The sequence below is a fragment of the Novosphingobium sp. BL-S-33 genome, from assembly GCF_056857025.1.
On sequence record NZ_CM166474.1, the window covers coordinates 838,827 to 862,852 of the forward strand.

33 protein-coding genes are annotated in these 24,026 nt (G+C 64.1%); 13 read left to right on the top strand and 20 right to left on the bottom strand.

The window, feature by feature from the left end; genetic code table 11:
• Positions 1-15: 15 nt before the first annotated feature.
• The 9 genes from AC1VVM_RS03855 to AC1VVM_RS03895 all read left to right on the top strand — a co-directional run bounded on the left by AC1VVM_RS03855 (position 16) and on the right by AC1VVM_RS03895 (position 5,666).
• Positions 16-600, top strand: coding sequence for a Maf family protein (locus tag AC1VVM_RS03855; RefSeq protein ID WP_132387632.1), 585 nt, complete (start codon positions 16-18; stop codon positions 598-600).
• On the top strand, positions 597-1,463 hold the full coding sequence (gene aroE / locus AC1VVM_RS03860; RefSeq protein WP_482955890.1) for a shikimate dehydrogenase: 867 nt from the start codon (positions 597-599) through the stop codon (positions 1,461-1,463). The genes AC1VVM_RS03855 and aroE overlap by 4 nt, the downstream gene beginning before the upstream one ends.
• Entirely contained in the window at positions 1,460-2,053 is a 594-nt protein-coding gene (gene coaE, locus AC1VVM_RS03865; protein ID WP_482955891.1) for a dephospho-CoA kinase, read from the top strand. Before aroE ends, coaE begins: the two co-directional genes overlap by 4 nt.
• A 53-nt stretch (positions 2,054-2,106) precedes the next feature.
• A complete protein-coding gene (gene dnaQ / locus AC1VVM_RS03870; protein ID WP_482902825.1) occupies positions 2,107-2,790 on the top strand; it encodes a DNA polymerase III subunit epsilon in 684 nt (227 codons plus the stop codon).
• Between the two features lie 25 nt (positions 2,791-2,815).
• Positions 2,816-3,385, top strand: a complete 570-nt coding sequence (hpf, locus tag AC1VVM_RS03875) for a ribosome hibernation-promoting factor, HPF/YfiA family (protein WP_132387640.1) — start codon at positions 2,816-2,818, stop codon at positions 3,383-3,385.
• Between the two features lie 144 nt (positions 3,386-3,529).
• A complete protein-coding gene (locus AC1VVM_RS03880; RefSeq protein ID WP_132388533.1) occupies positions 3,530-3,991 on the top strand; it encodes a PTS sugar transporter subunit IIA in 462 nt (153 codons plus the stop codon).
• Complete coding sequence (locus AC1VVM_RS03885; protein ID WP_482902826.1) at positions 3,981-4,490, top strand: PaaI family thioesterase; 510 nt, start codon at positions 3,981-3,983, stop codon at positions 4,488-4,490. The genes AC1VVM_RS03880 and AC1VVM_RS03885 overlap by 11 nt, the downstream gene beginning before the upstream one ends.
• A gap of 1 nt (position 4,491) precedes the next feature.
• A complete protein-coding gene (locus AC1VVM_RS03890; RefSeq protein WP_482955892.1) occupies positions 4,492-4,824 on the top strand; it encodes a DUF1491 family protein in 333 nt (110 codons plus the stop codon).
• Between the two features lie 191 nt (positions 4,825-5,015).
• Positions 5,016-5,666: a cell wall hydrolase gene (locus AC1VVM_RS03895; protein ID WP_482902828.1), complete on the top strand. Its 651-nt coding sequence runs from the start codon at positions 5,016-5,018 to the stop codon at positions 5,664-5,666.
• 99 nt (positions 5,667-5,765) lie between these two features.
• Here AC1VVM_RS03895 and xth read toward each other — a convergent pair whose 3' ends face one another.
• From xth to AC1VVM_RS03910, 3 genes are read right to left on the bottom strand one after another with little or no spacing between them, the layout of a single operon-like run.
• A complete protein-coding gene (gene xth / locus AC1VVM_RS03900) occupies positions 5,766-6,542 on the bottom strand; it encodes an exodeoxyribonuclease III (protein ID WP_482902829.1) in 777 nt (258 codons plus the stop codon).
• Positions 6,539-6,871 carry an iron-sulfur cluster insertion protein ErpA gene (gene erpA, locus AC1VVM_RS03905; RefSeq protein ID WP_482955893.1) on the bottom strand — a complete coding sequence of 111 codons (333 nt, stop codon included), beginning with the start codon at positions 6,869-6,871 and terminating at the stop codon, positions 6,539-6,541. Before erpA ends, xth begins: the two co-directional genes overlap by 4 nt.
• 55 nt (positions 6,872-6,926) lie before the next feature.
• Entirely contained in the window at positions 6,927-7,352 is a 426-nt protein-coding gene (locus AC1VVM_RS03910; RefSeq protein WP_482955894.1) for a CBS domain-containing protein, read from the bottom strand.
• A 163-nt stretch (positions 7,353-7,515) separates the two neighbouring features.
• On the opposite strand from AC1VVM_RS03910, the gene AC1VVM_RS03915 reads away from it, so the two are divergent.
• Positions 7,516-7,812, top strand: a complete 297-nt coding sequence (locus tag AC1VVM_RS03915; protein WP_132388535.1) for a hypothetical protein — start codon at positions 7,516-7,518, stop codon at positions 7,810-7,812.
• A gap of 10 nt (positions 7,813-7,822) precedes the next feature.
• Here AC1VVM_RS03915 and AC1VVM_RS03920 read toward each other — a convergent pair whose 3' ends face one another.
• The 5 genes from AC1VVM_RS03920 to AC1VVM_RS03940 form a co-directional block, all read right to left on the bottom strand.
• Complete coding sequence (locus AC1VVM_RS03920; RefSeq protein WP_243652597.1) at positions 7,823-8,161, bottom strand: (2Fe-2S) ferredoxin domain-containing protein; 339 nt, start codon at positions 8,159-8,161, stop codon at positions 7,823-7,825.
• Positions 8,162-8,208: 47 nt separating this feature from the next.
• Positions 8,209-8,640, bottom strand: coding sequence for an acyl-CoA thioesterase (locus AC1VVM_RS03925; protein ID WP_482955895.1), 432 nt, complete (start codon positions 8,638-8,640; stop codon positions 8,209-8,211).
• A gap of 59 nt (positions 8,641-8,699) precedes the next feature.
• Entirely contained in the window at positions 8,700-9,134 is a 435-nt protein-coding gene (locus AC1VVM_RS03930) for a DUF2497 domain-containing protein (protein ID WP_132387657.1), read from the bottom strand.
• Between the two features lie 82 nt (positions 9,135-9,216).
• Positions 9,217-10,665 carry a TolC family outer membrane protein gene (locus AC1VVM_RS03935; protein ID WP_132387659.1) on the bottom strand — a complete coding sequence of 483 codons (1,449 nt, stop codon included), beginning with the start codon at positions 10,663-10,665 and terminating at the stop codon, positions 9,217-9,219.
• Positions 10,666-10,667: 2 nt separating this feature from the next.
• A complete protein-coding gene (locus AC1VVM_RS03940; protein WP_482955896.1) occupies positions 10,668-11,261 on the bottom strand; it encodes a protein-L-isoaspartate O-methyltransferase family protein in 594 nt (197 codons plus the stop codon).
• A gap of 298 nt (positions 11,262-11,559) precedes the next feature.
• Here AC1VVM_RS03940 and AC1VVM_RS03945 point away from each other — a divergent pair, with 298 nt between their 5' ends.
• Positions 11,560-13,083 (top strand): fumarate hydratase, encoded by a 1,524-nt coding sequence (locus AC1VVM_RS03945; protein ID WP_132387663.1) that lies wholly within the window; start codon positions 11,560-11,562, stop codon positions 13,081-13,083.
• A gap of 202 nt (positions 13,084-13,285) precedes the next feature.
• On the opposite strand, the gene AC1VVM_RS03950 is transcribed toward AC1VVM_RS03945, so the two are convergent.
• From AC1VVM_RS03950 to AC1VVM_RS03995, 10 genes are read right to left on the bottom strand one after another with little or no spacing between them, the layout of a single operon-like run.
• Complete coding sequence (locus tag AC1VVM_RS03950) at positions 13,286-13,654, bottom strand: HesB/IscA family protein (RefSeq protein ID WP_482955897.1); 369 nt, start codon at positions 13,652-13,654, stop codon at positions 13,286-13,288.
• A complete protein-coding gene (locus AC1VVM_RS03955; RefSeq protein ID WP_482955898.1) occupies positions 13,651-14,151 on the bottom strand; it encodes a GNAT family N-acetyltransferase in 501 nt (166 codons plus the stop codon). The genes AC1VVM_RS03950 and AC1VVM_RS03955 overlap by 4 nt, the downstream gene beginning before the upstream one ends.
• Positions 14,151-14,621: an SUF system Fe-S cluster assembly protein gene (locus AC1VVM_RS03960; protein ID WP_482955899.1), complete on the bottom strand. Its 471-nt coding sequence runs from the start codon at positions 14,619-14,621 to the stop codon at positions 14,151-14,153. Before AC1VVM_RS03960 ends, AC1VVM_RS03955 begins: the two co-directional genes overlap by 1 nt.
• Positions 14,618-15,817 carry an aminotransferase class V-fold PLP-dependent enzyme gene (locus tag AC1VVM_RS03965; protein ID WP_482955900.1) on the bottom strand — a complete coding sequence of 400 codons (1,200 nt, stop codon included), beginning with the start codon at positions 15,815-15,817 and terminating at the stop codon, positions 14,618-14,620. The genes AC1VVM_RS03960 and AC1VVM_RS03965 overlap by 4 nt, the downstream gene beginning before the upstream one ends.
• Positions 15,814-16,551 carry a SufD family Fe-S cluster assembly protein gene (locus AC1VVM_RS03970; protein WP_482902838.1) on the bottom strand — a complete coding sequence of 246 codons (738 nt, stop codon included), beginning with the start codon at positions 16,549-16,551 and terminating at the stop codon, positions 15,814-15,816. The genes AC1VVM_RS03965 and AC1VVM_RS03970 overlap by 4 nt, the downstream gene beginning before the upstream one ends.
• Positions 16,544-16,759: a hypothetical protein gene (locus AC1VVM_RS03975; RefSeq protein WP_482902839.1), complete on the bottom strand. Its 216-nt coding sequence runs from the start codon at positions 16,757-16,759 to the stop codon at positions 16,544-16,546. Before AC1VVM_RS03975 ends, AC1VVM_RS03970 begins: the two co-directional genes overlap by 8 nt.
• On the bottom strand, positions 16,756-17,499 hold the full coding sequence (gene sufC, locus AC1VVM_RS03980; RefSeq protein WP_465138618.1) for a Fe-S cluster assembly ATPase SufC: 744 nt from the start codon (positions 17,497-17,499) through the stop codon (positions 16,756-16,758). The genes AC1VVM_RS03975 and sufC overlap by 4 nt, the downstream gene beginning before the upstream one ends.
• Before the next feature lie 2 nt (positions 17,500-17,501).
• Entirely contained in the window at positions 17,502-17,996 is a 495-nt protein-coding gene (locus AC1VVM_RS03985; protein WP_482902840.1) for an endonuclease domain-containing protein, read from the bottom strand.
• A gap of 46 nt (positions 17,997-18,042) precedes the next feature.
• Positions 18,043-19,551 (bottom strand): Fe-S cluster assembly protein SufB, encoded by a 1,509-nt coding sequence (sufB, locus tag AC1VVM_RS03990; RefSeq protein WP_482902841.1) that lies wholly within the window; start codon positions 19,549-19,551, stop codon positions 18,043-18,045.
• Positions 19,552-19,989: an SUF system Fe-S cluster assembly regulator gene (locus tag AC1VVM_RS03995; RefSeq protein ID WP_132387680.1), complete on the bottom strand. Its 438-nt coding sequence runs from the start codon at positions 19,987-19,989 to the stop codon at positions 19,552-19,554. It abuts the gene before it with no gap.
• A gap of 411 nt (positions 19,990-20,400) precedes the next feature.
• On the opposite strand from AC1VVM_RS03995, the gene AC1VVM_RS04000 reads away from it, so the two are divergent.
• Positions 20,401-21,459: a quinone-dependent dihydroorotate dehydrogenase gene (locus AC1VVM_RS04000; protein ID WP_482905147.1), complete on the top strand. Its 1,059-nt coding sequence runs from the start codon at positions 20,401-20,403 to the stop codon at positions 21,457-21,459.
• Between the two features lie 109 nt (positions 21,460-21,568).
• Complete coding sequence (locus tag AC1VVM_RS04005) at positions 21,569-23,386, top strand: AMP-dependent synthetase/ligase (protein WP_482955901.1); 1,818 nt, start codon at positions 21,569-21,571, stop codon at positions 23,384-23,386.
• A gap of 52 nt (positions 23,387-23,438) precedes the next feature.
• Here the strand turns inward: AC1VVM_RS04005 and AC1VVM_RS04010 are convergent, their stop codons facing one another.
• Together AC1VVM_RS04010 and AC1VVM_RS04015 are read right to left on the bottom strand one after the other, a co-directional pair.
• Positions 23,439-23,660: a hypothetical protein gene (locus AC1VVM_RS04010; protein ID WP_482955902.1), complete on the bottom strand. Its 222-nt coding sequence runs from the start codon at positions 23,658-23,660 to the stop codon at positions 23,439-23,441.
• A 17-nt stretch (positions 23,661-23,677) separates the two neighbouring features.
• Positions 23,678-24,013, bottom strand: coding sequence for a hypothetical protein (locus AC1VVM_RS04015; RefSeq protein WP_482902843.1), 336 nt, complete (start codon positions 24,011-24,013; stop codon positions 23,678-23,680).
• Between the last annotated feature and the right edge of the window lie 13 nt (positions 24,014-24,026).

Here is a 24,026-nt window from a genome sequence, read left to right on the forward strand (position 1 = left end):
TTCAGGAATCCACAGATGATCGTACTTGCGTCTCAGAGCGCCTCGCGGCGCGCGATGCTCGAAGCCGCCGCCATTCCGTTCCGCGCCAATCCCGCGCATGTTGATGAGCGGGCGATCGAGGCCGGGCTTGTCGGCGCCGCGCCGGGCGAAATCGCGCTGGCTCTGGCCAAGGCCAAGGCCCTCGCCGTTTCGGCGCAAGCGCCGGGCGAATTGGTGCTGGGCAGCGATTCCCTTGTCGAATGCGGGGGTCGGCGTTTCGACAAGCCAGCCAGCCGTGAGGCCGCCGCCGAGCATTTGCGCTTCTTTTCGGGCAAGACGATGGCCCTCCACAGCGCGGCGGCCCTGGCGCGTGATGGCGAGATCGTCTGGGCGGATGACGCCGTGGCGTCACTGCATGTGATCGCGATGTCCGATGCTTTTATCGATCACTATCTCGATGCCGAATGGCCGGAAGTTGCCGGTTGCGTCGGCGTTTTCCGTATCGAGGCACGCGGCGTCCAGCTTTTCGAGTCGATCGAGGGCGACTATTTCACCATCCTGGGCATGCCCCTGCTCAAAGTTCAGGCGGCGCTGCGCCGTCTCGGAGAGATCGAGCAATGACAGGACAGCCTTACGCCGAAGTGATCGGCGATCCTATTGCCCAGTCGAAGTCGCCGCTGATTCATGGGTTCTGGCTGGAAAAGCTGGGAATCGAGGCGCGCTACGACCGCTGCCTGGTCACGGTCGACGGCTTGGCCGACTATCTTGCTGCGCGTCGCGCCGATCCGGATTGGCGCGGCTGCAATGTGACGATGCCGCACAAGCTGGCGATCATGCCGCTGATGGACCGACTGGACCCGCTCGCCGCGCGGATCGGCGCGGTCAACACCGTGGTGCGCGAGGCGGACGGCTCGCTTGTCGGCTATAACACAGATGCCCCGGGCTTCCTCGAACCGCTGCGCGAGCGACTGGCGGAAACGCACTTGTTCCGCATGGCGCGCATTCTCGGCACCGGCGGCGCGGCGCGCGCGATCGTTGCCGCGCTGGCGGACAGGGGCTTCGTGATCGTGCTGGCCGGACGCGATCCGGCCAAGGCGAAGGCCATGCTCGAAGAGCTGACCACGCAGCAGGATCATCATGCGATCGATCTTGCCCACTTCGCCCATCCCACCGATTTCGCTTTCGATGATCGCGAGCGGCTCTTCGACGTGATCGTCAATGCAAGCCCGCTGGGCATGACCGGGCAGCCACCGCTTGCGTTCGATTTCAGCCATGCCCCGCCGAACAGCATGGTCTACGACATCGTCACCAGCCCGCGCGACACCGCGTTCCTGCAAGAGGCTCGCGAGGCGGGATTCCCGACGGTGGACGGACTGGCGATGCTGATCGGACAGGCCGATCACGCGTTTCGCCATTTCTTCGGCGCGACACCGCCGCGCGACAAGGATAGCGACGCGCAGTTGCGCGCGCGTCTGGAGGCATGACCCGGCCGAAGATCCTGGGCCTCACCGGCTCGATCGGCATGGGCAAGTCGGCCGTGGCGGCGATGCTGCGCGATCTCGGCGTGCCGGTTTTCGATGCCGACGCTGCGGTTCATGAATTGCAGGGGCCGGGCGGTGCGCTGCTGGATGAGATCGAGGCCGCGTTTCCCGGCACCACAGGTCCGCAAGGCGTCGATCGCGCGAAGCTTGGGACTGCGGTCTTCGGGAATCGGGAAGCGCTCGGCCGCCTCGAATCGATTGTTCATCCGGCCGTCGGCGCGATGCGCCGGGCGTTCCTGAAGGACAATGCAAAGGCGCCGCTGGTCGTGTTCGATATTCCCTTGCTCTACGAGAAAGGCGGGCACGAAGGGCTCGACGCGGTCGCCGTGGTTTCAGCTCCGGCCGATGTCCAGCGTGAGCGCGTGCTCGCCCGTCCCGGCATGACCACGGAAAAATTCGAACAGATTCTGTCGCTTCAGGTCCCCGACTCCGAAAAGCGCGCGCGGGCGGATTTCGTGATCGATACCAGCGTATCGCTTGCGGAGACCGGGGCCGAGGTGGAGCGTATCGTGCGCGCGTTGGGCCCGTTGTAATAATCCTGCCACAGGCCTTGCGAAGCAGCGTCGGCAGGCAGATATGAGGTTAAATGCGAGAGATCATCTTCGATACCGAAACTACGGGATTCGACCCCAAGAACGGGGACCGTATGGTCGAGATCGGCTGTATCGAGATGGTCAACCGGGTACTGACCGGCCGCAGCTATCACGCCTATTTCAACCCCGAACGGTCCATGCCTGCGGAGGCAGAGGCCGTTCACGGCCTGTCCGACGCCTTCCTGGCCGATAAGCCGCTGTTCGCCAGCTGCGCGCAGGAATTCCTCGATTTTATCGAGGACAGTCCGATGATCGCGCATAATGCTTCATTCGACTTCAACTTCATCAACCACGAGCTAACCCTATGCAGCCATCCGATCGTCGATCGGTCGCGCATGGTCGATACGGTAGCGCTGGCGAAAGTGCGCCATCCGGGCGCCAAGCTTTCGCTCGATGCGCTGTGTTCGCGGTATGGAATTGATCGAAGTCATCGAACCAAGCACGGCGCGCTTCTAGACGCCGAGCTGCTGGCGCAAGTCTATGTGGAACTGCGCGGCGGCCGCCAGATCGGCCTCGAACTGATGGCGGAAGTGAATGAAATCGTGGTGGAAACCAAAGTCCTTGCCCGCAGGGACCGACCTTTCCGCCAGCCGCGTCCCCATGCGGCCACCGAAGCGGAACTGATGCGCCATGCAGAGTTTCTCACTTCGGTCGACGCCCCACTCTGGGGTGAATGATACCATAGCAGAGGAGTATTCGCTCATGGACATCCGCGTCTCAGGTCACCAGGTCGAAACTGGAGAGGCCCTGCAGGTTCACGCCAACGAGCGGTTGATGACGATCATCGACAAGTACTTCAATCGAGCGTTGTCCTCGCAAGTTACCTTCGGCCGGGCCCCGGCCGGTGCCTTCCGCTGCGATATCATCATGCATGTGATGCAGAACCTTGTACTCAAGGGCACGGGCATGGCGCAGGATGCGCATATCGCGCTCGATCAGGCGTCCGAGAAGATCGACAAGCAGCTGCGCCGCTACAAGCGCCGCATCAAGGACCGGCATGAGCAGACCGCCTATGCCGTGGCGACCGAGGAGGCGGCTTACACCATCTTTGAGGAGCCAGCGGCCGAAGCCGATCACGAGCTTGATGCCGATGCCCCGGTGGTGATCGCCGAGACGCGGGTGGACGTTCCCGAGGCAACGGTATCGGATGCGGTGATGATGCTCGACTTGCGCAACACCACCGCACTGCTGTTCAAAAACGCTGGCACTGGCCGACATAATATGGTTTACCGCCGCGGCGACGGTTCGATTGGCTGGGTTGAACCGCACTGACGCCGGCCGCAGCGTCTTCCGGCGCTAGCACTTCTGATCGCATATACTTCTGATCGGAGGACGAGTAAGCAGCCCCCGGACCTTCCGGGGGTTGCGAGCGTTTAGGCATTGGCAACCTATCTGAGACCAGAACCAGAAAACGAAATGAGCAGTCTTTTCAATCTTCTGCCCGATGCTGTCACGACGGCGAGCGCGGATACCAAAGCGTCCATCCTTGGGCGCCTCGCCGGAATCTTCACGGACGTCTACGGGCTGGACCGGGAGATGGTGCTTGCGCGCGTCCTTGAACGGGAAGCGTTGGGGAGTACCGGATTCGGCCGGCGTATCGCGATTCCCCACGCCCGGCTTCCCGGGCTGAGCCGCCCGGTTGCGGCGTTCATTCGCCTCGATTCGCCGGTGGAGTTCGATTCCGCCGATGGTGTGCCGATCGATATCGTCTTCGGCCTGCTCTCACCCGAGGGTGCCGGCGCCACCCATCTTCACGCCCTTGCGGCGATCTCGCGCATGATGCGCGATGAACGCATGCATGAGGCCCTGCTCGACGCTCCCGGCGCGGAAGCGCTCTACAGCCTGCTTAGCAGCGTTATCGACCGCGATGCTGCCTGAGGCCCCTGGGGCCGGCTCTGAAAATGGGCCTGAAATCGAAAAGGCCGACAGCAGCGGTGCCGCGCTGCATTGGCGGGCGCTCGAAGGCCTCTATGCTTCGGCGCCGATCAACGGCATGTTCGCCTCGCGGCTGGAAGTTCCCGGTGAGGGGCTGGCGCGGATTACGTTCGACGTCGATCCTGCCTGCTTCCACGCCGCGGGTGCGGCGCACGGCACGATCTATTTCAAGATGCTGGACGATGCCGCCTTCTACGCGGCCAACACGCTCGTCACGGACCGGTTCCTGCTGACGACCTCGTTCAATCTGCTTCTCAGCAAGCCGATCAAGGGCGGCACCATCGTTGCCGAAGGGCGCTGGGTAAGCGGGCGCCGCCGTGTGCTGGTCGCCGAATCGCGGCTTGTGGACGAGGACGGCGACGAAGTCGGCCGTGGAACCGGCACCTTCATGCGCTCCCGCATCGCGCTTTCCGGCCTGCCCGGCTACGCCGGCACGACCTGACATGGAGGCCCGCCTTCCCGCCCATCTTGAAGTCAGTGCGCTCATCCGCGCGGCCGAAAGCGAGGGCGGGTTTGGCATGGTTATACAAAAAGGTGAACGTGACGCAGGGACGATCCTTGTCGTTCTGCTCGAGAACGGGCGGGATGGGCGTGTCTACGAACGCATGCCCCAAATGGACGGAACGCGGCTCTGGACATGCGCGAAGCGACAGGAAATGGCCGATTCGGGCGAGTTCTCCGACTACCTCGAAAGGCGTAGGCGACAGGACCCGGACCTCTGGGTGATTGAACTGGACGTCGCAAGACCCGAACGGCTCATCGGTATCGGCACCTGAAATGAGTTGACTTGCAGGGCATGCAAGTTAATGGCCACCTCACACGCACAGGCGGCTCGGGCAGCAATAAGGCATGCCCGGCTAGCACGCAGACGGGGGATCGTCGGCAGATCGTGTGAATGTAAATGCTCCAATGGGGCATAGCGTTCCCGTCTGCGTCGGATTGGTTCACCGCCTTTGATCAAGAGTTGATGCGAAGCAAAGTTCAGTTGGCCAGCGCGATTGCGCTCGCTGCTACGGTTCTAACCGCCCTATTCGGCGCACAGGGTTCGGGCGCCGCCGCTACTACGCCGATTCCGGTCGCGGCAAAATCGAACACCCCGATGGCTTACGTCTCCACGCCGGTCGTCCAGTCCCTTCCCACCGATGGGAACGCTGCGACGGACAATCAGGCTGACGATGCCGTCACCCCGGATCATTCCGCGGATGCAGACTCGCTTGCCCAGCTGGTTGCCATGCAGCCCAGCGAGGGGTCGGTTGACAGTCAGATGCGCTGCCTTGCCGGCGCGATCTATTTCGAAGCGCGCGGTGAGACGCTGGAAGGCCAGCTTGCCGTTGGCCGCGTCATCATCAATCGCAGCGAATCCGGCCGTTTCCCCGCCAGCTATTGCGGCGTGGTCTACCAGCCCGGCCAGTTCTCGTTCGTACAAGGCAGCCGGATGCCCAGCATCCGCGAAAAGTCGGACGACTGGCGCGAAGCACTGGCCATTGCCCGCATCGCCGTCCAGGAAAGCTGGAAGAGCGAGGCTCAGGGCGCGCTCTATTTCCACGCAGCGCGTGTGTCGCCCAAGTGGCGACTGACCAAGATCGCCCAAGTGGACGATCACATCTTCTATCGTTGAGGATCAGCTGGAGCGGGCTTGTCCCGCTCCGGCGGCCCCGCATCGTTCGATGCCGGTGCCTGTGCATGGAAGGGGGCGGAAACGCCCCCTTCTTGCGTATCAGTCGCGCAGTTGCACCCAGACCGGCGTATGATCGCTGGCCTTCTCGCGCCCGCGATAGGCCTTGTCCACGCCGCAGGAGATGAGCCGGTCGGCCAGTTCGGGTGAGAGCAGCGCATGGTCGATGCGGAAGCCGTGGTCGCGCTGCCAGGCACCGGCCTGATAGTCCCAGAACGTCCAGACACCGCCGCGCGGGTTATGAGTGGCAATCGCATCGGTCCAGCCATCGCCCAGCAGGCGGAAGTAGGCATCGCGCGATTCCGGCTGCATCAGCGCATCGGCGGCCATGGCCGGCGGCGACCAGACGTCCTGATCGGTTGGAATCACGTTGTAGTCGCCGGTGACGATGGCCGGAACTTCCTCGGCCCGGATCGCGGCCATGCGGCGCCGCAGGCGTTCCATCCAGCGCAGCTTGTAGTCGAACTTGGGGCCGGGCACCGGATTGCCGTTGGGCAGGTAGATGCAGACGACGCGCAGGCCGAACACATCGGCTTCGAGATAGCGGGAGTGCTCGTCCTCAGGCTCGCCGTCGAGCCCGCGCTGGATCTCCACCGGCTTTTCGCCATCGGCCAGGATGGCAACGCCATTGAAGCCCTTCTGGCCGTGCCAGATTCCTTGGTATCCGATCTTCTCGAATTCCGCGATCGGGAAGCCTTCGTCCTGGCTCTTGATCTCCTGGAGGCAGGCGACCGAGGGGCGCGTTTCTTCCAGCCATTCGAGCAGGCGGGGAAGGCGTGCCTTGACCCCGTTGATGTTGAACGTGGCGATTTTCTTCATACGGAGAAGCTGGATCCGCATCCGCAGCCGGCGGCGGCATTGGGATTTTCCACCCGGAAGGCGGCGCCGCCCAGCGATTCCACGTAATCGACCACGCAGCCGTCGACTAGGTCGAGGCTTACCGAATCGACTACGAGGCGGACTCCATCGGTCTCGGCAATGGTGTCGTCGTTCTCGGCGCTGTCGGCGAGGCCGAACTTGTACTGAAAGCCCGAGCAGCCCCCACCCTCTACCGAGAGGCGAAGGATCGCGGGTTTGCCCTGCTTTTCAGCGATCGCGGCGACGCGCGCCGCGGCCGATGGGCTGAGTGTCACGGTTTGTTGGTCCATGCCTGCGATGTAAGCCTCGCGGCCCCGCGCGGCAAGGTGCGGGGCCGGATAAGGATCAGGCCATCTGGATGTAATCGCGCATCGCGGCGGCTTCGGATTCGACTTTGTCGATCCGATATTTCACGAGATCGCCGATCGAGACGAAGCCGACCATCCGGCCGCCGTCGATCACGGGCAAGTGGCGGATACGGCGCCGGGTCATCAGGGCCAGGGCGCTGAGCACCGGCGTGGACGGTTCGACGGTGACGGCGGGAGAGGTCATTACGTCGTTCACCGGTTTGTGGAGCATGTCCGGGCCGAATTCGTGCAGCCGGTAGATCACATCGCGTTCGGAGAAGATTCCAACCAGCGTTTCGCCGTCCAGGATCGGCAGGGCGCCGATGCGGCGTTCGGCCAGCAATTTGGCCGCCTCGCCTACGGTAGTGCCCACCTGGCAGGTATGGACGGGTCCACGGCCTTCGATAATGCGCGCAATCGTCATCGTCGCTCTCTCCCCTGGTTGGCCCTCATCAACGCGGTTTGGATCGAAGAATACCATAGCGGGGCGGCGCCTGCCACTTCGTCCGATTGCCAGGGGCGTCTTTTGAGTGCCGTGCCGGGAGCATTTGCTTGCGAGGCTGCGCGCGAAAGCCCAAATGGGGCGCATGATACCGCGCTCGCCCCTTGAAGACCCGGAAAAGGCCGCCCACGCCTGGGCACGCTACCGCCGGATCATGGCCTATATGTTGACAGTGACGGTCGGCCTTGTGCTGGCCTCGATCATCCTGCTCTATCGTTCGAACGGGATGGTTTCGGTCCACTTCTACATCGCCGCCGCATTGGGGATCGGTTTCACGATGCTGCTGGCCTCGGCGCTGATGGGACTCGCCTTCCTGTCGAGCGGAACCGGACATGACGAGTCGATCGTCGATCCGTTCGAGGACGACTGGAAGGGTAAGTAGCGCCCCTCCCTCACCCTTGACGGGGCCGCAGCCGGAATTCCTCGACAGGTTGCCCGCCGATCAGATGCTGCTGGATGATCTTTTCCAGCACGTCCTCGGTGCAGGAATGGTACCAGACGCCATCGGGCCAGACGACCGCGACCGGCCCCGCGAAACAGATGCGCAGGCAGTCCGCCTTGGAGCGGGCGATACCGCCGCCGTTCTCGCGCTTGGGCCCGTCGAGGCCCAGCTGCTTGAGACGCTTCTTCAGGTATTTCCATGCCGCCGCCCCCTTTTCGGGCGAGCAGCATTCGCCTTTCTGCGGTTCGGCACAGATGAAGATGTGGCGCTGGATGGTGTCGCCGCCCATCTTGGCGAGCGCTTCGGCGGCCTGATCGATCTCCCGGTGCGACGCGGTCACGGGCGAAGTGCCCATTCGGCAGCGCGGGCGCGGTAATCGTCGGGCAACGGCGCCGGCCCTTCGGCGCCGACCATGACGATCACCGTGCGCGCGAAGACCACCGGCTCACCCTTCTGAGTCACGACTTGCACCAGTTGCTGACTAGTGCGGCCGAGGTGTTCGGTGGCGCCGTGGATGACCAGCGTCTCGGGATAGTGCGTTTCGCCAAGGTATTCGATGGAGATGCTGGCGACCATGGTTGAAAGACCACGGAACGCATCATGACCGCCGGCGGCGCGGTAGAATCGCACGCGCCCGTCTTCAAGCATGCCGGCTATGGCGACATTGTTGATGTGGTGGTTGAGGTCGAGGTCGCTGAAGCGGGGTTCGATCTCGCAGCGAAATGGATAACGCGCGGGATCGAGCAGCGCGGGTTCTGGTCTGGGCATGAGCCAGAGTTAGGTAGACCGCGCGCTCAGGTCCAGCCCCAAGCGCATCGCGGGAGGGGTCAGCCCTTCTTGCCGACGATTCGCGCGATCTCGGTCGCGACAAGGCGTTCGACCATCGCCGGCAGGTTTTTGTCGAGCCAGTCGGCCAGCGCCGGACGCAGCAGCTCGCGAACAAGACCTTCTAGAGAGGTTTCGCCCGAGCGGACGATCTGTGGCGGCATGCCCGGTTCGGACAGCATCGCAAGGGCGGCCAGCGATTCGCGCATTGAATCGCGGGCATCGTCATCGAGAAGCGCGGGTTCGTCGCCCAGCACATCGGCGAGTTCGGCGGCTTCGGGCAGTTCCAGCACGTCGTCATCGAACGCGGCTGCGCGCATGGCCTCACCCGCGCGGCGCTGGCGCTCGGACCGGGCCGCCGCGCGGTTGTCACGCGCGATGACCTGCTTGATCGACTGGAGAATCTCCTCGACCGAAGGCTCACCGTTCTGACGCATTGCAACTGTCCCCGTTGGCGCCGGATGTTCCCGTTTTCCGAGCGCGCCCATCACCCATCCCCGAATCAGGGTTAAAGGATGGTTACTGTTCGTGAATCTCGCCGTCCTGAACCGGCGTGTCAACGGTCCGGGTGGACTTCGCCACAGGGGCCGGATCGTTGTCCCAGTCGAAGATCTTGCCCTTCACGCGGTCGTAATTGACCTGGGGATCGTAGAGCACGCCGCCGTCGAGATTGAGATCGCGCGCTTCGGCGCGGCCCATCGCGGCCAGCAGGGTGAAGCCGGCGACATAGGCGTTGCGCTGCGCCGTCACCAGATCGACCTGCGCGTTCAGCAGTTCCTGCTCGGCGTTCAGGATGTCGAGAATCGTGCGGTTGCCCACCGAGTTCTCCGCCCGCACGCCCTCAAGGCTAAGCGAGGCGGCATCGACGGCGGTTTTCGAAGAGACGATCAGGTCGTTCGACGCGAGCCACGCGGTGTAGGCCGATCGGACTTGCGCGATCACGCCGCGTTCGGTGGCGATTTCCTGTTCCAGCGTGGCCGAGGCCGTGGCCTGCGCCTGTCGGCGCTGGGCGGCGGGAAGACCGCCCTGAAACAGCGGGATCGAGACTTGCGCACCGGCCGTGACCGTATGGTTGTGCTCGTAGCCAGTGATCCGTGGGTCTGCCGAGCCGAGGTAATCGGTATAGCCACCCTGCGAAAACAGGCTGACGCGCGGCAGGCGGCCTGCACCGGCCACGTCGATATCCTTTTCCGCCGCCTTGCTGCGCTGGCGCGCGGCAATTACGTCGGGATTGGCATCGAGCGCCACCGACGTGGCCTCCTCGGGCGTGGCGGGCAGATTCGGCAACGGCGGCGGCGTTTCGAGCGCCTCGGGCGCCTTGCCGATCAGACGGATATAGGTTTCACGCGCGGCGGCGAGGTTGGCCTCGGCACTGCGCAAGTCGCCATTGGCCACGGCAAGGCGTGACTGCGACTGCGCCACGTCGGTCCGGGTCAGTTCGCCGATCTGGAAACGATCGCTGGTGGCCTGAAGATTGACCTTCAGCACCGCCACGTTCTTCTGATTCAGCCCGACGATCGCCTCTGCCCGGATCACGTCCATGTAGGCGCCGACCACTTGCGAGAACAGCGAGCTTTCCGACCCACGCAGCGAGGCCTGTCCGGCCTCGACGCGGATCTTGGCGGCGGCCACGCTGTTGCGCACCGAGCCGCCCGAATAGATCGGCACGCCCAGATCGACCCCGGCGGACAGGATCTTGGTCGGCTGGATGTCCTTGGCGGCGCCAGCGTCTACATATTTGGTGAAGGAGCTGTCGGCGCTCAGACTGGGCAATCCCGACGAGCGCGCGATCGGCACGCCCTCGTCGGTCGCGCGCTGCTGCGCGCGTGCCGCCTCAAGCGTGGGATTGGTCTGGTAAGCCAGGACCAGCGCCTCGCGCAGGGTGTCGGCCAGCGCCGGAGCGCTTGCCGTTGCCAGTGTCAGACATCCCCCCGCGAGTAGCCCGGTACGCAGCGCGAACCGGGCCATGCTCAGAAGCTCCAGCGTTTGGGAGCAGCGAATTCGGGCAGAACCGGAATCCCGATCTCGGCGAGCGGCAGCAGCGCAAGTGCGCCTGCAGCCTTGATGCCGGTTGCAAGGCGGGGAACGCCGCGCACCACAAGCCCCGTCACCGCACGGCCGCCTTCGGCGAGCGCGGCAGTGAGCGTTTCGGGCAGTTCCTCAACCGCACCGTCGATCACCAGCAGGGTGTAGTCACCCTTAGCAACGTCCTTGGCCGCGGCCGGATCGACGACCTCGAGCGAGCCCACCAGCGGACGCAGCAGCGCCGCAAGATAGCCGTTTGCATCGCCGACAAGGAGCGCCTTGTCGGTCTTGGTGGGTTCGGCTTCGGCAAGCATCTTGCCGTGCACGACGGGAGCGGCGAGTTGGCGGCCGTTATCCAGCGTAATCGCGCGGTCGATATAGGCGGCATCGCGCATACCGGCGGGCACGAAATCCTCGCGGGCAACGCCGGCCATGGCTTCGAGCACCCACGGTTCGTTCACGCCGCTGGTGCGCAGTTGGCTGACGATCATGGCTTGGCGGGCTACCGCGGCAGCGGACCGATCCTCGGTCAAGGTCATTTTGGTCCCATTCCTCATGCTGTTGCGGGCACATGAGGGAGCGACTGCGCCCCTACCCCCCGCAAAGACGGACTAGATGGCGGCCTTACTAGGCCAAGCCGCGAATGAGGCCAAGCCATTTGCAATACCTTGGTCGATCTATCGCGACGTTTGGACGATGGCACAGGCACTTGGGAAGAGCACTTGCGATTTTCGGCCGTCCAATCGCTGAAAATGCGCTTTTGCGCAAAATCCAAACCCGGTTTAAGGGGCCTACAAAATCACGTGAACCGACAGGAAAACCGGGAGCGCTCTTTCCATGGCCGAAATGGTGACGATCCGCGAAGACGACCTCATTGAGAGTGTTGCCGACGCCCTCCAGTACATCAGCTACTTCCACCCGATGGACTACATCCGCGCGCTGGGCGACGCCTATGAGGCGGAGCAAGGCCCCGCCGCCAAGGATGCCATCGCCCAGATTCTGACCAACAGCCGCATGTGCGCGGAAGGGCATCGCCCGATCTGCCAGGACACCGGCATCGTCAACGTCTTCATCGAATGGGGCCAGAACTGCCGCCTCGAATCCGAGAAGTCGCTGCAGGAAGTGGTCGATGAAGGCGTGCGCCGCGCCTACAACAATGCCGAGAACAAGCTGCGCGCCTCGGTGCTGGCGGATCCCGCCTTCACCCGCCGCAACACCAAGGACAATACGCCTTCGGTGCTCTCGGTCAGCATGGTCCCTGGATCGAAGGTTTCGGTGGACGTCGCGGCCAAGGGTGGCGGCTCGGAAAACAAGTCGAAGTTCAAGATGATGAATCCCAGCGATTCCATCGTCGACTGGGTGATCGAGATGCTGCCGCAGATGGGCGCCGGCTGGTGCCCGCCGGGCATGCTGGGCATCGGCATCGGCGGTACGGCCGAGCACTGCGTCAAGCTTGCCAAGCAGAGCCTGATGGAGCCGATCGACATGGCCCAGCTCAAGCAGCGCGGACCCCAGAACGATATCGAGGCGCTGCGCATCGAGATCTTCGACAAGGTGAACGCGTTGGGCATCGGCGCACAGGGCCTTGGCGGCCTGGCCACCATCCTGGACGTCAAGATCATGGACTGGCCGTGCCACGCCGCCGGCAAGCCCGTCGCCATGATCCCGAACTGCGCCGCCACCCGCCACGCGCACTTCACGCTGGACGGTTCGGGCCCGAGCTTCCTCGAAACGCCGAACCTCGACGATTGGCCGAAGGTGGAATGGGCCCCCGATGCCGGCGCCATCCGCGTCGACCTCGACACCCTCACCCCCGAGATCGTCCAGAGCTGGAAGCAGGGCGACCGCCTGCTGCTGAACGGCAAGATGCTCACCGGCCGCGATGCCGCGCACAAGCGCATTTCCGACATGCTGGCCAAGGGCGAGGAACTGCCGGTCGATTTCAAGGGCCGCGTGATCTACTACGTCGGCCCGGTCGACCCGGTGCGTGAGGAAGTCGTCGGTCCCGCCGGCCCGACCACCGCGACGCGCATGGACAAGTTCTCGGACACCATGCTCGACCTTGGCCTGCTGGCCAGCATCGGTAAGTCGGAACGCGGCCCTGCCGCCACCGAGTCCATCGCCAAGCACAAGTCGGCTTATCTGATGGCCGTCGGCGGCGCTGCCTACCTCGTCGCCCGCGCAATCAAGGAAGCCAAGGTCGTCGGCTTTGCGGACCTCGGCATGGAGGCGATCTACGAATTCACCGTCAAGGACATGCCGGTGACTGTGGCGGTCGATTCCGAAGGCAAGAACGTCCACCAGCTCGCCCCGCTGGTGTGGAAGGAAAAGATCGCCAAGGAGCATCTGCTTCCGGCGTGATCCTTCTCGGGATCTGGAAATGACGTAGGGGCCGATCCCAAGCCGGGATCGGCCCCTTTGTTTTGTTTGGGAGATTGAATTCCTCCCCTGCAAGGGGAGGTGGCGGCGCGAAGCACTGACGGAGGGTTTCCACACTGGCGGTGACACCCCTCCACCGCCTTTCAGGCGGTCCCCCTCCCCACAGGGGGAGGATATCAGAGAATCAAACCGTAAAGCTTTCGCCGCAGCCGCACGAACCCTTGGCATTCGGGTTGGCGAACACGAAACCGGCGGTGAAGTCGTCTTCCACCCAGTCCATGGTGCTGCCGATCAGATAGAGCACCGAGGCGCCGTCGATGTAGAACAGGCCGCCGGGAGTCTCGATCTTCTCGTCGAAAGCCTTTTCCTCGCTGACATAGTCCACCGAATAGGCCAGCCCCGAGCAGCCCCGGCGCGGGGTGGAGAGGCGCACGCCGATGGTGCCTTCGGGCGCTTCGCCCATCAGCTTGGCGATGCGCGCTTCGGCATTGGGCGTGAGGATGACCGCCGCCGGACGCTGGCGTGCGGGCTTCGTTTCAGTGGCGGTGGTCATAGCTTCTTTTCCCAGAACAGCGCGGTGCCCGCCTGCGGGTCCAGCGCATAGTCGCCGTAGCCGAGCGAGGCATAGAGGCCCTTGGCCGTGTCATTGCCGCTCAGCACTTCGAGAGTGATCTTGCAGGCGCCGCGCGTACGGGCCTCTGCCTCTACCGCCAGCATCAGCGCCCGGCCCACGCCCTTACCGCGTGCCTCAGGCAGCACGGCCATGTCGTGGATGTTCACCAGCGGGCGCGCGGCGAACGTCGAGAATCCGGTGATGCAGTTGGCCAAACCCAGCGCCTCGTCACCGGCGAAGGCCAGCAGCGAGAAAGCGCCGGGGTGCGCGGCAAGGCCGGGCACCAGCCGCTCGCGCACATCGTCTGACAGCGACTTGCCCCCACCCATCGGATCGCGCGCATAGCTGTCCAGCAGCGCGACCACGCGCGCGGCATCGGCCGCGTCGGCATAGTCGGCAAGGCTCACGGTGATGGTGGTAGGGGCAAGTGTCGCCATCAGAGCATGCCCAGTTCGAGCTTCGCCTCGTCGGACATCTTGGCCATGTCCCATGGCGGATCCCAGACGAGATTGACCTCGGCATCACGCACGCCCGGCACGGCAGACACGCGCATCTCGACTTCGCCGGGCATCGATTCGGCCACCGGGCAATGCGGCGTGGTCAGCGTCATCGTCACCGCGACCGAAGCCTCGGGCGAGACTTCGACGCCGTAGATCAGGCCGAGGTCGTAGATGTTCACCGGAATCTCGGGATCGAAGATTTCCTTCAGCGCGTCGATCACGCCGTCGTAGATCGATCCGCCGGGCTGGCCGGGGTCGATGCCTTGCGGCTTTTCGGCAAGGAATCCGTCGAGATAGTCGCGCTTCCGTTCAATCGGGGGAACGGGCACGTCCTCGACACGCGCGCGGGGAGCGGGCGTTACCGAGTCGACTTCCTCGACAGTGAAACTGGGCTTCTGGTCACTCATCCAAAAATTCTCCGGGTGCGCTCGATACCCTTCATGAGCGCCTCGATATCGCTGTCGTCGCTATAGATGCCGAAGCTGGCGCGGGCCGTGGCGGGAACGCCAAGGTGGTCCATCAGCGGCTGTGCACAGTGGTGGCCGGCACGGATCGCGACGCCCTCTTCATCCAATATGGTGCCGAGGTCGTGCGGATGCACCCCGTCCATCGCGAAAGAAACGATGCCGACGGAATCCGCCGGGCCGAACAGGGTGATGTCGTTGCGCTTGCCCAGTTCGGCGCGCAGCCGGGCGGCCAGATCGCGCTCATGGCGCTCGGCACGGTCCAGGCCCTGCGCGGTCAGCCAGTCGATGGCGGCGGCAAGGCCAAGCGCCTCGACGATCATCGGCGTGCCTGCCTCGAAACGCTGCGGCGCGGGGGCATAGGTGGTCTTCTCGAAGTTGACGCGGTCGATCATCGACCCGCCGCCCTGCCATGGGGGCATGGCATCGAGCAGTGCCTTCTTCGCCCAAAGCGCGCCGATCCCGGTGGGGCCATAGAGCTTGTGCGCGGAAAAGACGTAGAAATCACAGTCCATCGCCGCCACGTCGAGGGCGATGCGCGGCGCCGCCTGGCAGCCGTCGATCAGCAGCTTAGCGCCGACCGCATGGGCCAGCTTCGCCGCATGTTCCACGTGGAGCACTGAGCCGAGTACGTTGGAAACATGCGCAAAGGCCACCAGCTTGTGCGCGGGGGTGAGGATACGCTCGGCCGCTTCAAGGTCGATCCGGCCGTCTTCGGTCACCGGGCAGACGTCGATTTCCACGCCGGTACGGTCGCGCAGCAGCTGCCACGGCACGATGTTGGAGTGATGCTCCAGCACCGAAAGCAGGATGCGATCACCCGCCTTGAGGTTCTGCACGCCCCAGGTCTGCGCGACGAGGTTGATGGCCTCGGTCGCACCGCGGGTGAAGACGATCTCATCCTCATGCCCGCCGAGGAACGCGGCCACCTTGCGGCGCGCCGCCTCGAACGCCAGCGTCATCTCGGCAGAGCGGGCGTAGACGCCGCGATGCACGGTCGCATAGTCGCGGCCCAGCGCATTGACGGTGGCGTCGATCACCGCCTGCGGCTTCTGCGCGGTCGCGCCGGTGTCTAGGTAGTGCCAGTTGCCAGCAAGTCCGGGGAACTGGTCCTTCAGGACGAGCGTATCGGTACTCACAAGATCGCCTCCAGACGGGCAATCGCGGCTTCGTTCAGCATGTCTTCGCGGGGGGCCCCGGTGAAGGCTTCTGCCACGAAAGCCTGCAGCATCAGCCGCTTGGCTTCGGGCGGCGTGAGGCCCCGGCTCATCAGGTAGAACAGGCCGTTGGCGTCGAGTTCGCCCACCGCGCAGCCATGTGCTGCCTTGACGTCATCGGCGTAGATTTCCAGTTCCGGCCGGGCATTGGCGGTTGCCGTGCGGTCCAGCAGCATGGCGCGGACCGACTGTTCGGCATCGGTGCCGTCCGCCCCGCGCTCTACGCCGATGCAGCCGAGGTAGGAGCCGACCGCATGGCCTGCCAGCACGGTGCGCACGATCTGGCTGGAGGTCGCGTCCTTTTCAGCGTGGACCACTTTGGTCACCACTTCCAGCGTCTCGCTGCCACTGGCGAGCTGCGCCGCGCCCAGCGTGAAGTCCGCGCCTTCGGCCAGCCGCACGTCCACCGCCACGCGGCCATAAGCCGGGCCGGCGGAGAGCACGCGCAGGTCGAACTTGGCGCGGGCGCCCAGCGTGATCACTAGATGGCGCGCTACGGCCGAGGCACCGTCCTCGACGATCTGCAGCGATTCCTCGGCACCGGCAGCCACCACGATCTCTTCGCGCGCGATGGGCCAGAGGCCCGCCAGCGCGTCGAAATCGGAATAGCGGAAGTCCTCATCCTTGCGGGTGGGAAGCGTGAGGGTGTCAGTCATTGGCCGCGTTCCCCAGGAAGGCACCCGGAATAGCGGCGAGCCAGCGATTGCCGTTCAGCGAATGGGCGTCGACCGAGAATCCCTGCGGATGTTCGGCAAAGTGGGCAATGGCAGAGGCGGCTTCCGCCTCGGAACCATAGACTCCGACCAGCGTGCTTTCATCCATCTCGGGATCGTCCTCGTGCCAGAGAAGGTAGACCATGCTCATGCGACGACGGCCTCGTAGCCCTCTTCCTCAAGCTGGAGTGCGAGTTCAGGGCCGCCCGACTTGACGATCCGGCCGGCGGCCAGAACGTGGACGAAGTCCGGCTTCACATAGTCCAACAGGCGCTGGTAGTGGGTGATCAGCAGCACGGCCTTGTCGGGCGCGCGCATGATCGAATTGATGCCCTCGCCGCAGATGCGCAGCGCGTCGATGTCGAGGCCGGAGTCGGTCTCGTCCAGAATCGCCAGCTTGGGATCGAGGATGCCCATCTGCACCATCTCGGCGCGCTTCTTCTCGCCGCCGGAGAAGCCAACGTTCACCGGGCGCTTCAGCATGTCCATGTCCATGCGCAGCAGGCCCGCCTTTTCGCGTGCAAGCTTCAGGAATTCGCCGCCCGAAAGCGGTTCCTCGCCCCGGCCCTTGCGCTGGGCATTGGCCGCTTCGCGCAGGAACTGGACGAAGGAGACGCCGGGAATCTCGACCGGGTACTGGAAGCCCAGGAACAGGCCGGCGGCGGCACGCTCGTGCGGTTCCAGTTCGAGCAGGTCCTGGCCCAGGAAGTCCACCGAACCGCCGGTCACTTCATAACCCGGACGGCCGCCGAGCGTGTAGCCCAGCGTCGACTTGCCCGCGCCGTTCGGACCCATGATCGCGTGAATCTCGCCCGGATTGATCGTCAGCGAGAGACCCTTGAGAATGGGCTTGTCGGCAACATTGGCCTGAAGATTATCGATCTTGAGCATGGTCATCCTTCGGCGCCCTCATCAAAGCGAGGTGCGGCAGTGGTCCCGGCCTTCCGGCGCGCAGAGCGCTTGTCGAACGGCACGTTAATCTCGGTGTTGATCTCGCGCACCACGCTGTCGATGCGGTCGAGCACTTCGTCTTCGGAGAAGCGCAACACGCGGATGCCCACTTCGATGAGCTTGCGGTCCTGCAACTCGTTGACGTCCGGGTTGGAGTCCTCAGTGCTGAGCTGGATCACGATCCAGCGCGACGGGCACGAGAAATCGACGATCGCCGAACCGACGATGGCCTGGCGCATGAACTTCACACCGCCCAGCTTCGAGCCGGACAGTTCGGCCCACAGCGCTTTCTGCGCCTCGCTGGGATTGCGGCGCTGGTCCTTCGCGCGCTCCTTCAGCGTTTCGAGGCGCGCGCCGGTCACGTTGAAGCCGGTCTTGGCATCGACCTTCGGTGTGGCGGTCTTGCTGATCCCGAGAGTCTTGCGGGCGGCGGTCATGCGAGGATTCCTTTGAGTGTCTTGCGAGTTTGGAAGCGGGGCATCGTTATCCCACGCTTCCTTCAAGGCTGATGCCCAGCAGCTTCTGCGCTTCGACGGCGAACTCCATCGGCAGCTGCTGCAGCACTTCCTTGGCGAAGCCGTTGACGATCAGCGCCACAGCCTGCTCGGTATCGAGCCCGCGCTGCATGGCGTAGAACATCTGGTCGTCGCTGATCTTGCTGGTGGTCGCCTCGTGCTCGATCTGGGCGCTGGGGTTGCGCACTTCGATATAGGGCACGGTGTGGGCGCCGCATTCCTTGCTGAGCAGCAGCGAATCGCACTGGGTGAAGTTGCGCACGCCTTCGGCATTGGCGGCCACGCGGACGAGGCCGCGATAGGTGTTGTTCGACTTGCCGGCCGAGATGCCCTTGGAGATGATCGTCGAGCGGCTGCCCTTGCCGTTGTGGATCATCTTGGTGCCGGTATCGGCCTGCTGGTAATTGTTGGTGACCGCCACCGAGTAGAACTCGCCCACCGAATCCTCGCCATTGAGGACGCAGCTGGGGTACTTCCAGGTGATCGCCGATCCGGTTTCTACCTGAGTCCACGAGATCTTCGAACGGGCGCCCTGGCAGAGGCCGCGCTTGGTCACGAAGTTGTAGATGCCGCCCTTGCCGTTGGCATCGCCGGGATACCAGTTCTGCACGGTGGAGTACTTGATCTCGGCATCTTCCAGCGCGACCAGTTCGACCACGGCGGCGTGAAGCTGGTTCTCATCGCGCATCGGCGCGGTGCAGCCTTCGAGGTACGAGACGTAGCTGCCCTTCTCGGCGATGATCAGGGTGCGTTCGAACTGGCCGGTATTCTCCGCATTGATGCGGAAATAGGTGGAGAGCTCCATCGGGCAGCGCACGCCCTCGGGGATGTAGACGAAGGTGCCGTCGGAGAAGACCGCGCAGTTCAGGGCCGCGAAGTAGTTGTCCTGCACGGGCACGACCTTGCCGAGCCACTTCTTCACCAGTTCCGGGTATTCGCGGATCGCTTCCGAGATAGAGCGGAAGATCACGCCCGCCTGCTCCAGCTCCTTGCGGAACGTGGTGGCGACCGAAACCGAGTCGAACACCGCATCCACGGCGATCTTGCGCGAGCCTTCGACGCCGGCGAGCACTTTCTGCTCCTCCAGCGGAATGCCCAGCTTCTCGTAGACGCGCAGGATCTCGGGATCGACCTCGTCCAGGCTCGACAGCGAGGGCTTCTTCTTGGGCGCGGCCCAATAGTAGGCTTCCTGATAGTCGATCGGCGGCACCTTCAGCTTCGCCCAATCCGGCATCGGCATGTCCAGCCAGCGGCGATAAGCCTTCAGGCGCCATTCGAGCATCCACTCCGGCTCTTCTTTCTTGGCGGAGATGAAGCGGACGGTATCCTCGGACAGGCCCTTGGGGCCGTATTCCTGCTCGATATCGGAAACCCAGCCGTGCTCGTACTCCGCCACGCGGGCAGCAGCATCACGCGCGGCCTGATCGCGCATTTCCGGCGCCTCAGCGCCGATTGCGGGAGCGGTTTCTTCGGTCATTCAAACTTCCTCGACGAGCTGGGTCAGGGCCACTTGCGCCAGTGCGCCGCGCAGCGCCGCATTCACCTGCGGCCAGTGCGGGCGCACATGGCAGCCACCCTCGATCTGGCATTCGGACTTTCCGACATCGAGGCAGGCGGTGAGCGCGATGGGCCCTTCCACTGCCTCGACAATATCCGCAACCGAAATCGTTTCGGGCGAACGGGCGAGCTTCAATCCGCCGCCCACGCCGCGTGACGAGCGCAGCAGGCCGGCGGCGGTCAACTTGCTCACCAGCTTCTGCACGGTGGGTGCGGGCAGCCGGGTTTCCTCGGCCAATTGCGCGGCCGAGACTCGCCCATGCTTCGAATCACCCGCGACGAGCGGGCATCCGCCGCAATGCCGGGCGGCAGCAGACATGATGACGACGGCATAATCCGCCATGCTCGATAGGCGCATTGGTGAGGCTTTCGGGACCCGCAGCTAAAGTGGATCGTTTTCTTCCGATTTGCACCTAGTGCAGGACCACGGCCGTTTCAATGGAGTTTCGCACAGGATTTACGCGCATTAACCAGCGCACCTGTTGCAAGTCCCTCCGAATCGGAGAGAATATGCAAATTCGGATAAAAAAAGGCGGCCCCCGGCAAGCCGGGAACCGCCCTTAAGGTAATAAAGAACTCGTGCGCATCCCGCTACGAGCCCTTCGGGTCGCAACCCTCATGTAGGCAACGGGCTGGGCGATTTATTGTATAATTGCGACACGGCGTGTCGCAGATCGCACTGTCGCACACGATTCCGCCCTTGCTGCGGCCATTCCGCGACTTTTGAGCCTATGCGAAGAAGCGTTTGAGCCGCGCGGCCGACCCGTTTATGCGCGCCCACGTGATGTACGCGCTGCTCAGACCCGCCCTGTTCCGACTCGATGCCGAATCGGCACACGGTCTCGCCCTCAAGGCCCTCAAGCTGGCGGGCTCCTCGCGCGCGCCCGTTTCGCCCGCGTGCCTGGCCACGCAAGTTGCGGGAATCGCTTTCCCCAATCCGGTGGGCATGGCGGCCGGCTTCGACAAGGACGGCGAAGTGCCGGATGCCCTTCTGGGGCTCGGCTTCGGTTTCGCCGAAGTGGGTTCGATTACCCCCCTTCCCCAGTCCGGCAATCCCAAGCCCCGCCTGTTCCGGCTGGTGGAGGATCGTGCCGTCATCAACCGCATGGGCTTCAACAACCATGGCGGCGAGGCGGCGTTGGCCCGCCTGTCGGCCCGTCGGGACCGTCCGGGCGTGGTGGGCATCAATATCGGCGCCAACAAGGATTCGGTCGATCGCGTGGCCGATTATGCGACGATGGCGCGCATGATGGCGCCGCACGCGACCTATCTTGCGGTGAATATCTCCAGCCCGAATACCCCGGGCCTGCGTGCCTTGCAGGACGAATCGACGCTGACCGGGCTGCTCGACGCGGTGATCGACGCGCGTGACGCCGCTTGTGGGAGTGCGCCGCGTCCGCCGGTGTTCCTCAAGGTCGCGCCCGATCTCGAACCGGCCGACATCGATGCGATCGCTCGCATCGCCCTCGATCGCGGTCTTGGTGCGCTGATCGTTTCCAACACCACGATTTCGCGCCCCGCCCTTGCCTCGAAGCACGGCGGCGAGACTGGCGGGCTTTCGGGAGCACCGCTCAGGGACCTTGCGCTTCAGCGCCTGCGCGATTTCCGCAAGGCCACCGGCGGGGCGATTCCCCTCGTCGGCGTGGGCGGTATCGCCAGTGCGGAAGATGCCTGGGCCCGTATTCGCGCCGGGGCCAGCCTTGTGCAAGTCTATAGCGCCATGGTCTACGAAGGCCCCGGCATTGCGAGGGCGATCTGCAAGGGTCTGGAATCGCTGATGAAGCGCGACGGCTTTGCAACCCTGTCCGAAGCCGTGGGCAGCGAATAGGCTCCGAAACCGCCGGGTGACGTCATTGGCCGCGCTTGTCGCAACCCGCGCGCGCGCCTAGACATTACCTAACGACAAATCTGATATTTACGAGAGGACCAAGGTCAACATGGATCTTGTTGACTTCGACAACAGCACGAACTTCGTTTCGCTGTTTCTGAAGCGCGCCGATGACCTCGGTGAAACCCCGATGCTCTGGGCCAAGCGCGACGGCGCGTGGCAATCCGTCAGCTGGGCCGAAGCGGCGCGCCGCGTCTGCATGATGGCCTCGTCTCTGCGGCGGATGGGCCTGCGCGACGGGGACCGTGTGCTGATCGTCTCGGAAAACCGCCCCGAATGGTGCCTCTCCGATCTCGCGATCATGGCGGCGGGCTGCGTGACGGTGCCTACGTACACCACCAACACCACGCGCGATCATATCCATATTCTGGAGAACTCGGGCGCACACGCCGCCATTGTCTCTTCCGCCAAGCTCGGCAAAGCCCTCCTGCCCGCGATCGTGCAGACGGACTTGTGCCGCCATGTGATCGGCATGGAGCAGATGCCCGCGTTGCAGGGCGGCACTTTCGAGACTCACGACTGGAACAGCCTGATCCAGGGCGATCCGGTGGCCGCGCGTGCCGAAGTCGAGGCGCGCCTCACCCACTTCGGCCGCAAGGACCTTGCCTGCATCATCTACACCAGCGGCACCGGCGGCGCCCCGCGCGGGGTGCGTCAGCACCACGGTATGCTGCTGACCAATGTTGCCGGTGCGGCGCAGATCATCGTCGATGATTTCGGCTGGCAGCCGGGCGAGACGTTCCTTTCGTTCCTGCCGCTGAGCCACGCCTATGAGCATACCGGCGGCCAGTTCCTGCCGATTGGTCTCGGCGGACAGATCTATTACTCCGAGGGCCTAGACAAGCTGGCTGCGAATATCGAGGAAGTGCGCCCGACCGTGATGGTCGTGGTGCCGCGCCTCTTCGAAGTGCTGCGTACGCGCATCATGAAGCAGATCGAGAAGCAGGGCGCCATCGCTTCGCGGCTGATGGAACAGGCCATCGGCCTTGGTGAGCGGCAGCAGGCCGGACGCTGGCGGTTGGGCGACAAAGCGCTCAACCTCGTACTCGAACATACGCTGCGGCCCAAGGTGCGCGCCAAGTTCGGCGGTCGTATCAAGGCGCTCGTTTCGGGTGGGGCGCCGCTCAATCCCGAGATCGGCGTGTTCTTCGATTCGATGGGCCTGACGCTGCTCCAGGGCTACGGCCAGACCGAGGCCGGTCCGATCATCAGCTGCAACCGCCCCGCTGCCGGTATCCGCCACGACACCGTGGGCCCGGCGATGCGCGACGTTGAGGTGAAGATCGCCGCCGATGGCGAGATCCTCGTGCGCGGCGAACTCGTCATGCAGGGTTACTGGCAGAACGATGCCGCGACCCGCGCGGTGCTGATCGATTCCGGATCGGGACTGTGGCTCCATACCGGCGATATCGGCCATATCGACGATCGCGGCCGCATCCGCATCACTGACCGCAAGAAAGACATGATCGTCAACGACAAGGGCGACAACGTCTCTCCGCAAAAGGTGGAATCGATGCTGACGCTCCAGCCCGAGATCGCGCAGGCCATGGTCTGGGGCGATCGCAGGCCCTACATCGTCGGCCTCATCGTTCCCGATGCCGACTGGGCGCTCGATTGGGCCAAGGCCAATGACGAGAAGTTCGATTTCAAGGCGCTCCAGCGCCTGCCAGCCTTCCGCAGTGCGATCCGCACCGCCATCGACCAGGTCAACACCGACCTCTCGGTGATCGAGAAGGTGCGCCAGTTCACGTTCGCCGACGAGCCGTTCTCGATCGAGAACGAAGAAATGACGCCCAGCCTGAAGATCCGTCGGCACAAGCTGAAGGAACGCTACGCCGACCGGCTGGACGTGCTCTACCGGAACTGAAGGTAAGGACTGTGACCGGGCGGGCTTAGGCTAACCCGGTTGCGGTTGCCGATCAGGATTCAGGGAGAGACCGATCGGCGCGCGCCTGAAACCGACGGGCCCGCGCGCGGCCGCCTGCGGCGACGAGAACGCTGGTGCTCAGCAGAATCCCGGAAACCAGTATGCCCACGGCCACGAGTCCCGGCGGGCTGAAATCCGTGCGGGCTTCCAGCTTGAACCAATTGCCGATGCGCACGGCGGCGCGGGCGGTCTGGCGATCTTTGGAAAGGCGCATGGACAACTCCCTATCGATTATGCCGTTAACCGCTCCAGCCAGGCCTGAGCCTGCTTCGGCTCTCCCACAGCATCGGCCTTGACCGGCCCGCGCGCGGCGAGAAATTCCTGATGGAGTGTGAAAGCATCCATATCGAGCTGATCGCGCAAGTCGTCGATGACTTCGGCGAGTTCGATAAGGTGGTCCACCGTCGGCGCGACTTTTGCGCGCGCCGCCCGGTCCTTGTTGTGGTCGAACAGACCCCACGTTCCCGCCGCCGTCACGCGAAGAGCTTCGATCAATGCCGCACGGTACTCGATTTCGAGGTCGCTGCGGCGGGTGTCCATACGTTCGAGACGGTCTGCTCTGGCCATAGGCTGTCCTAGG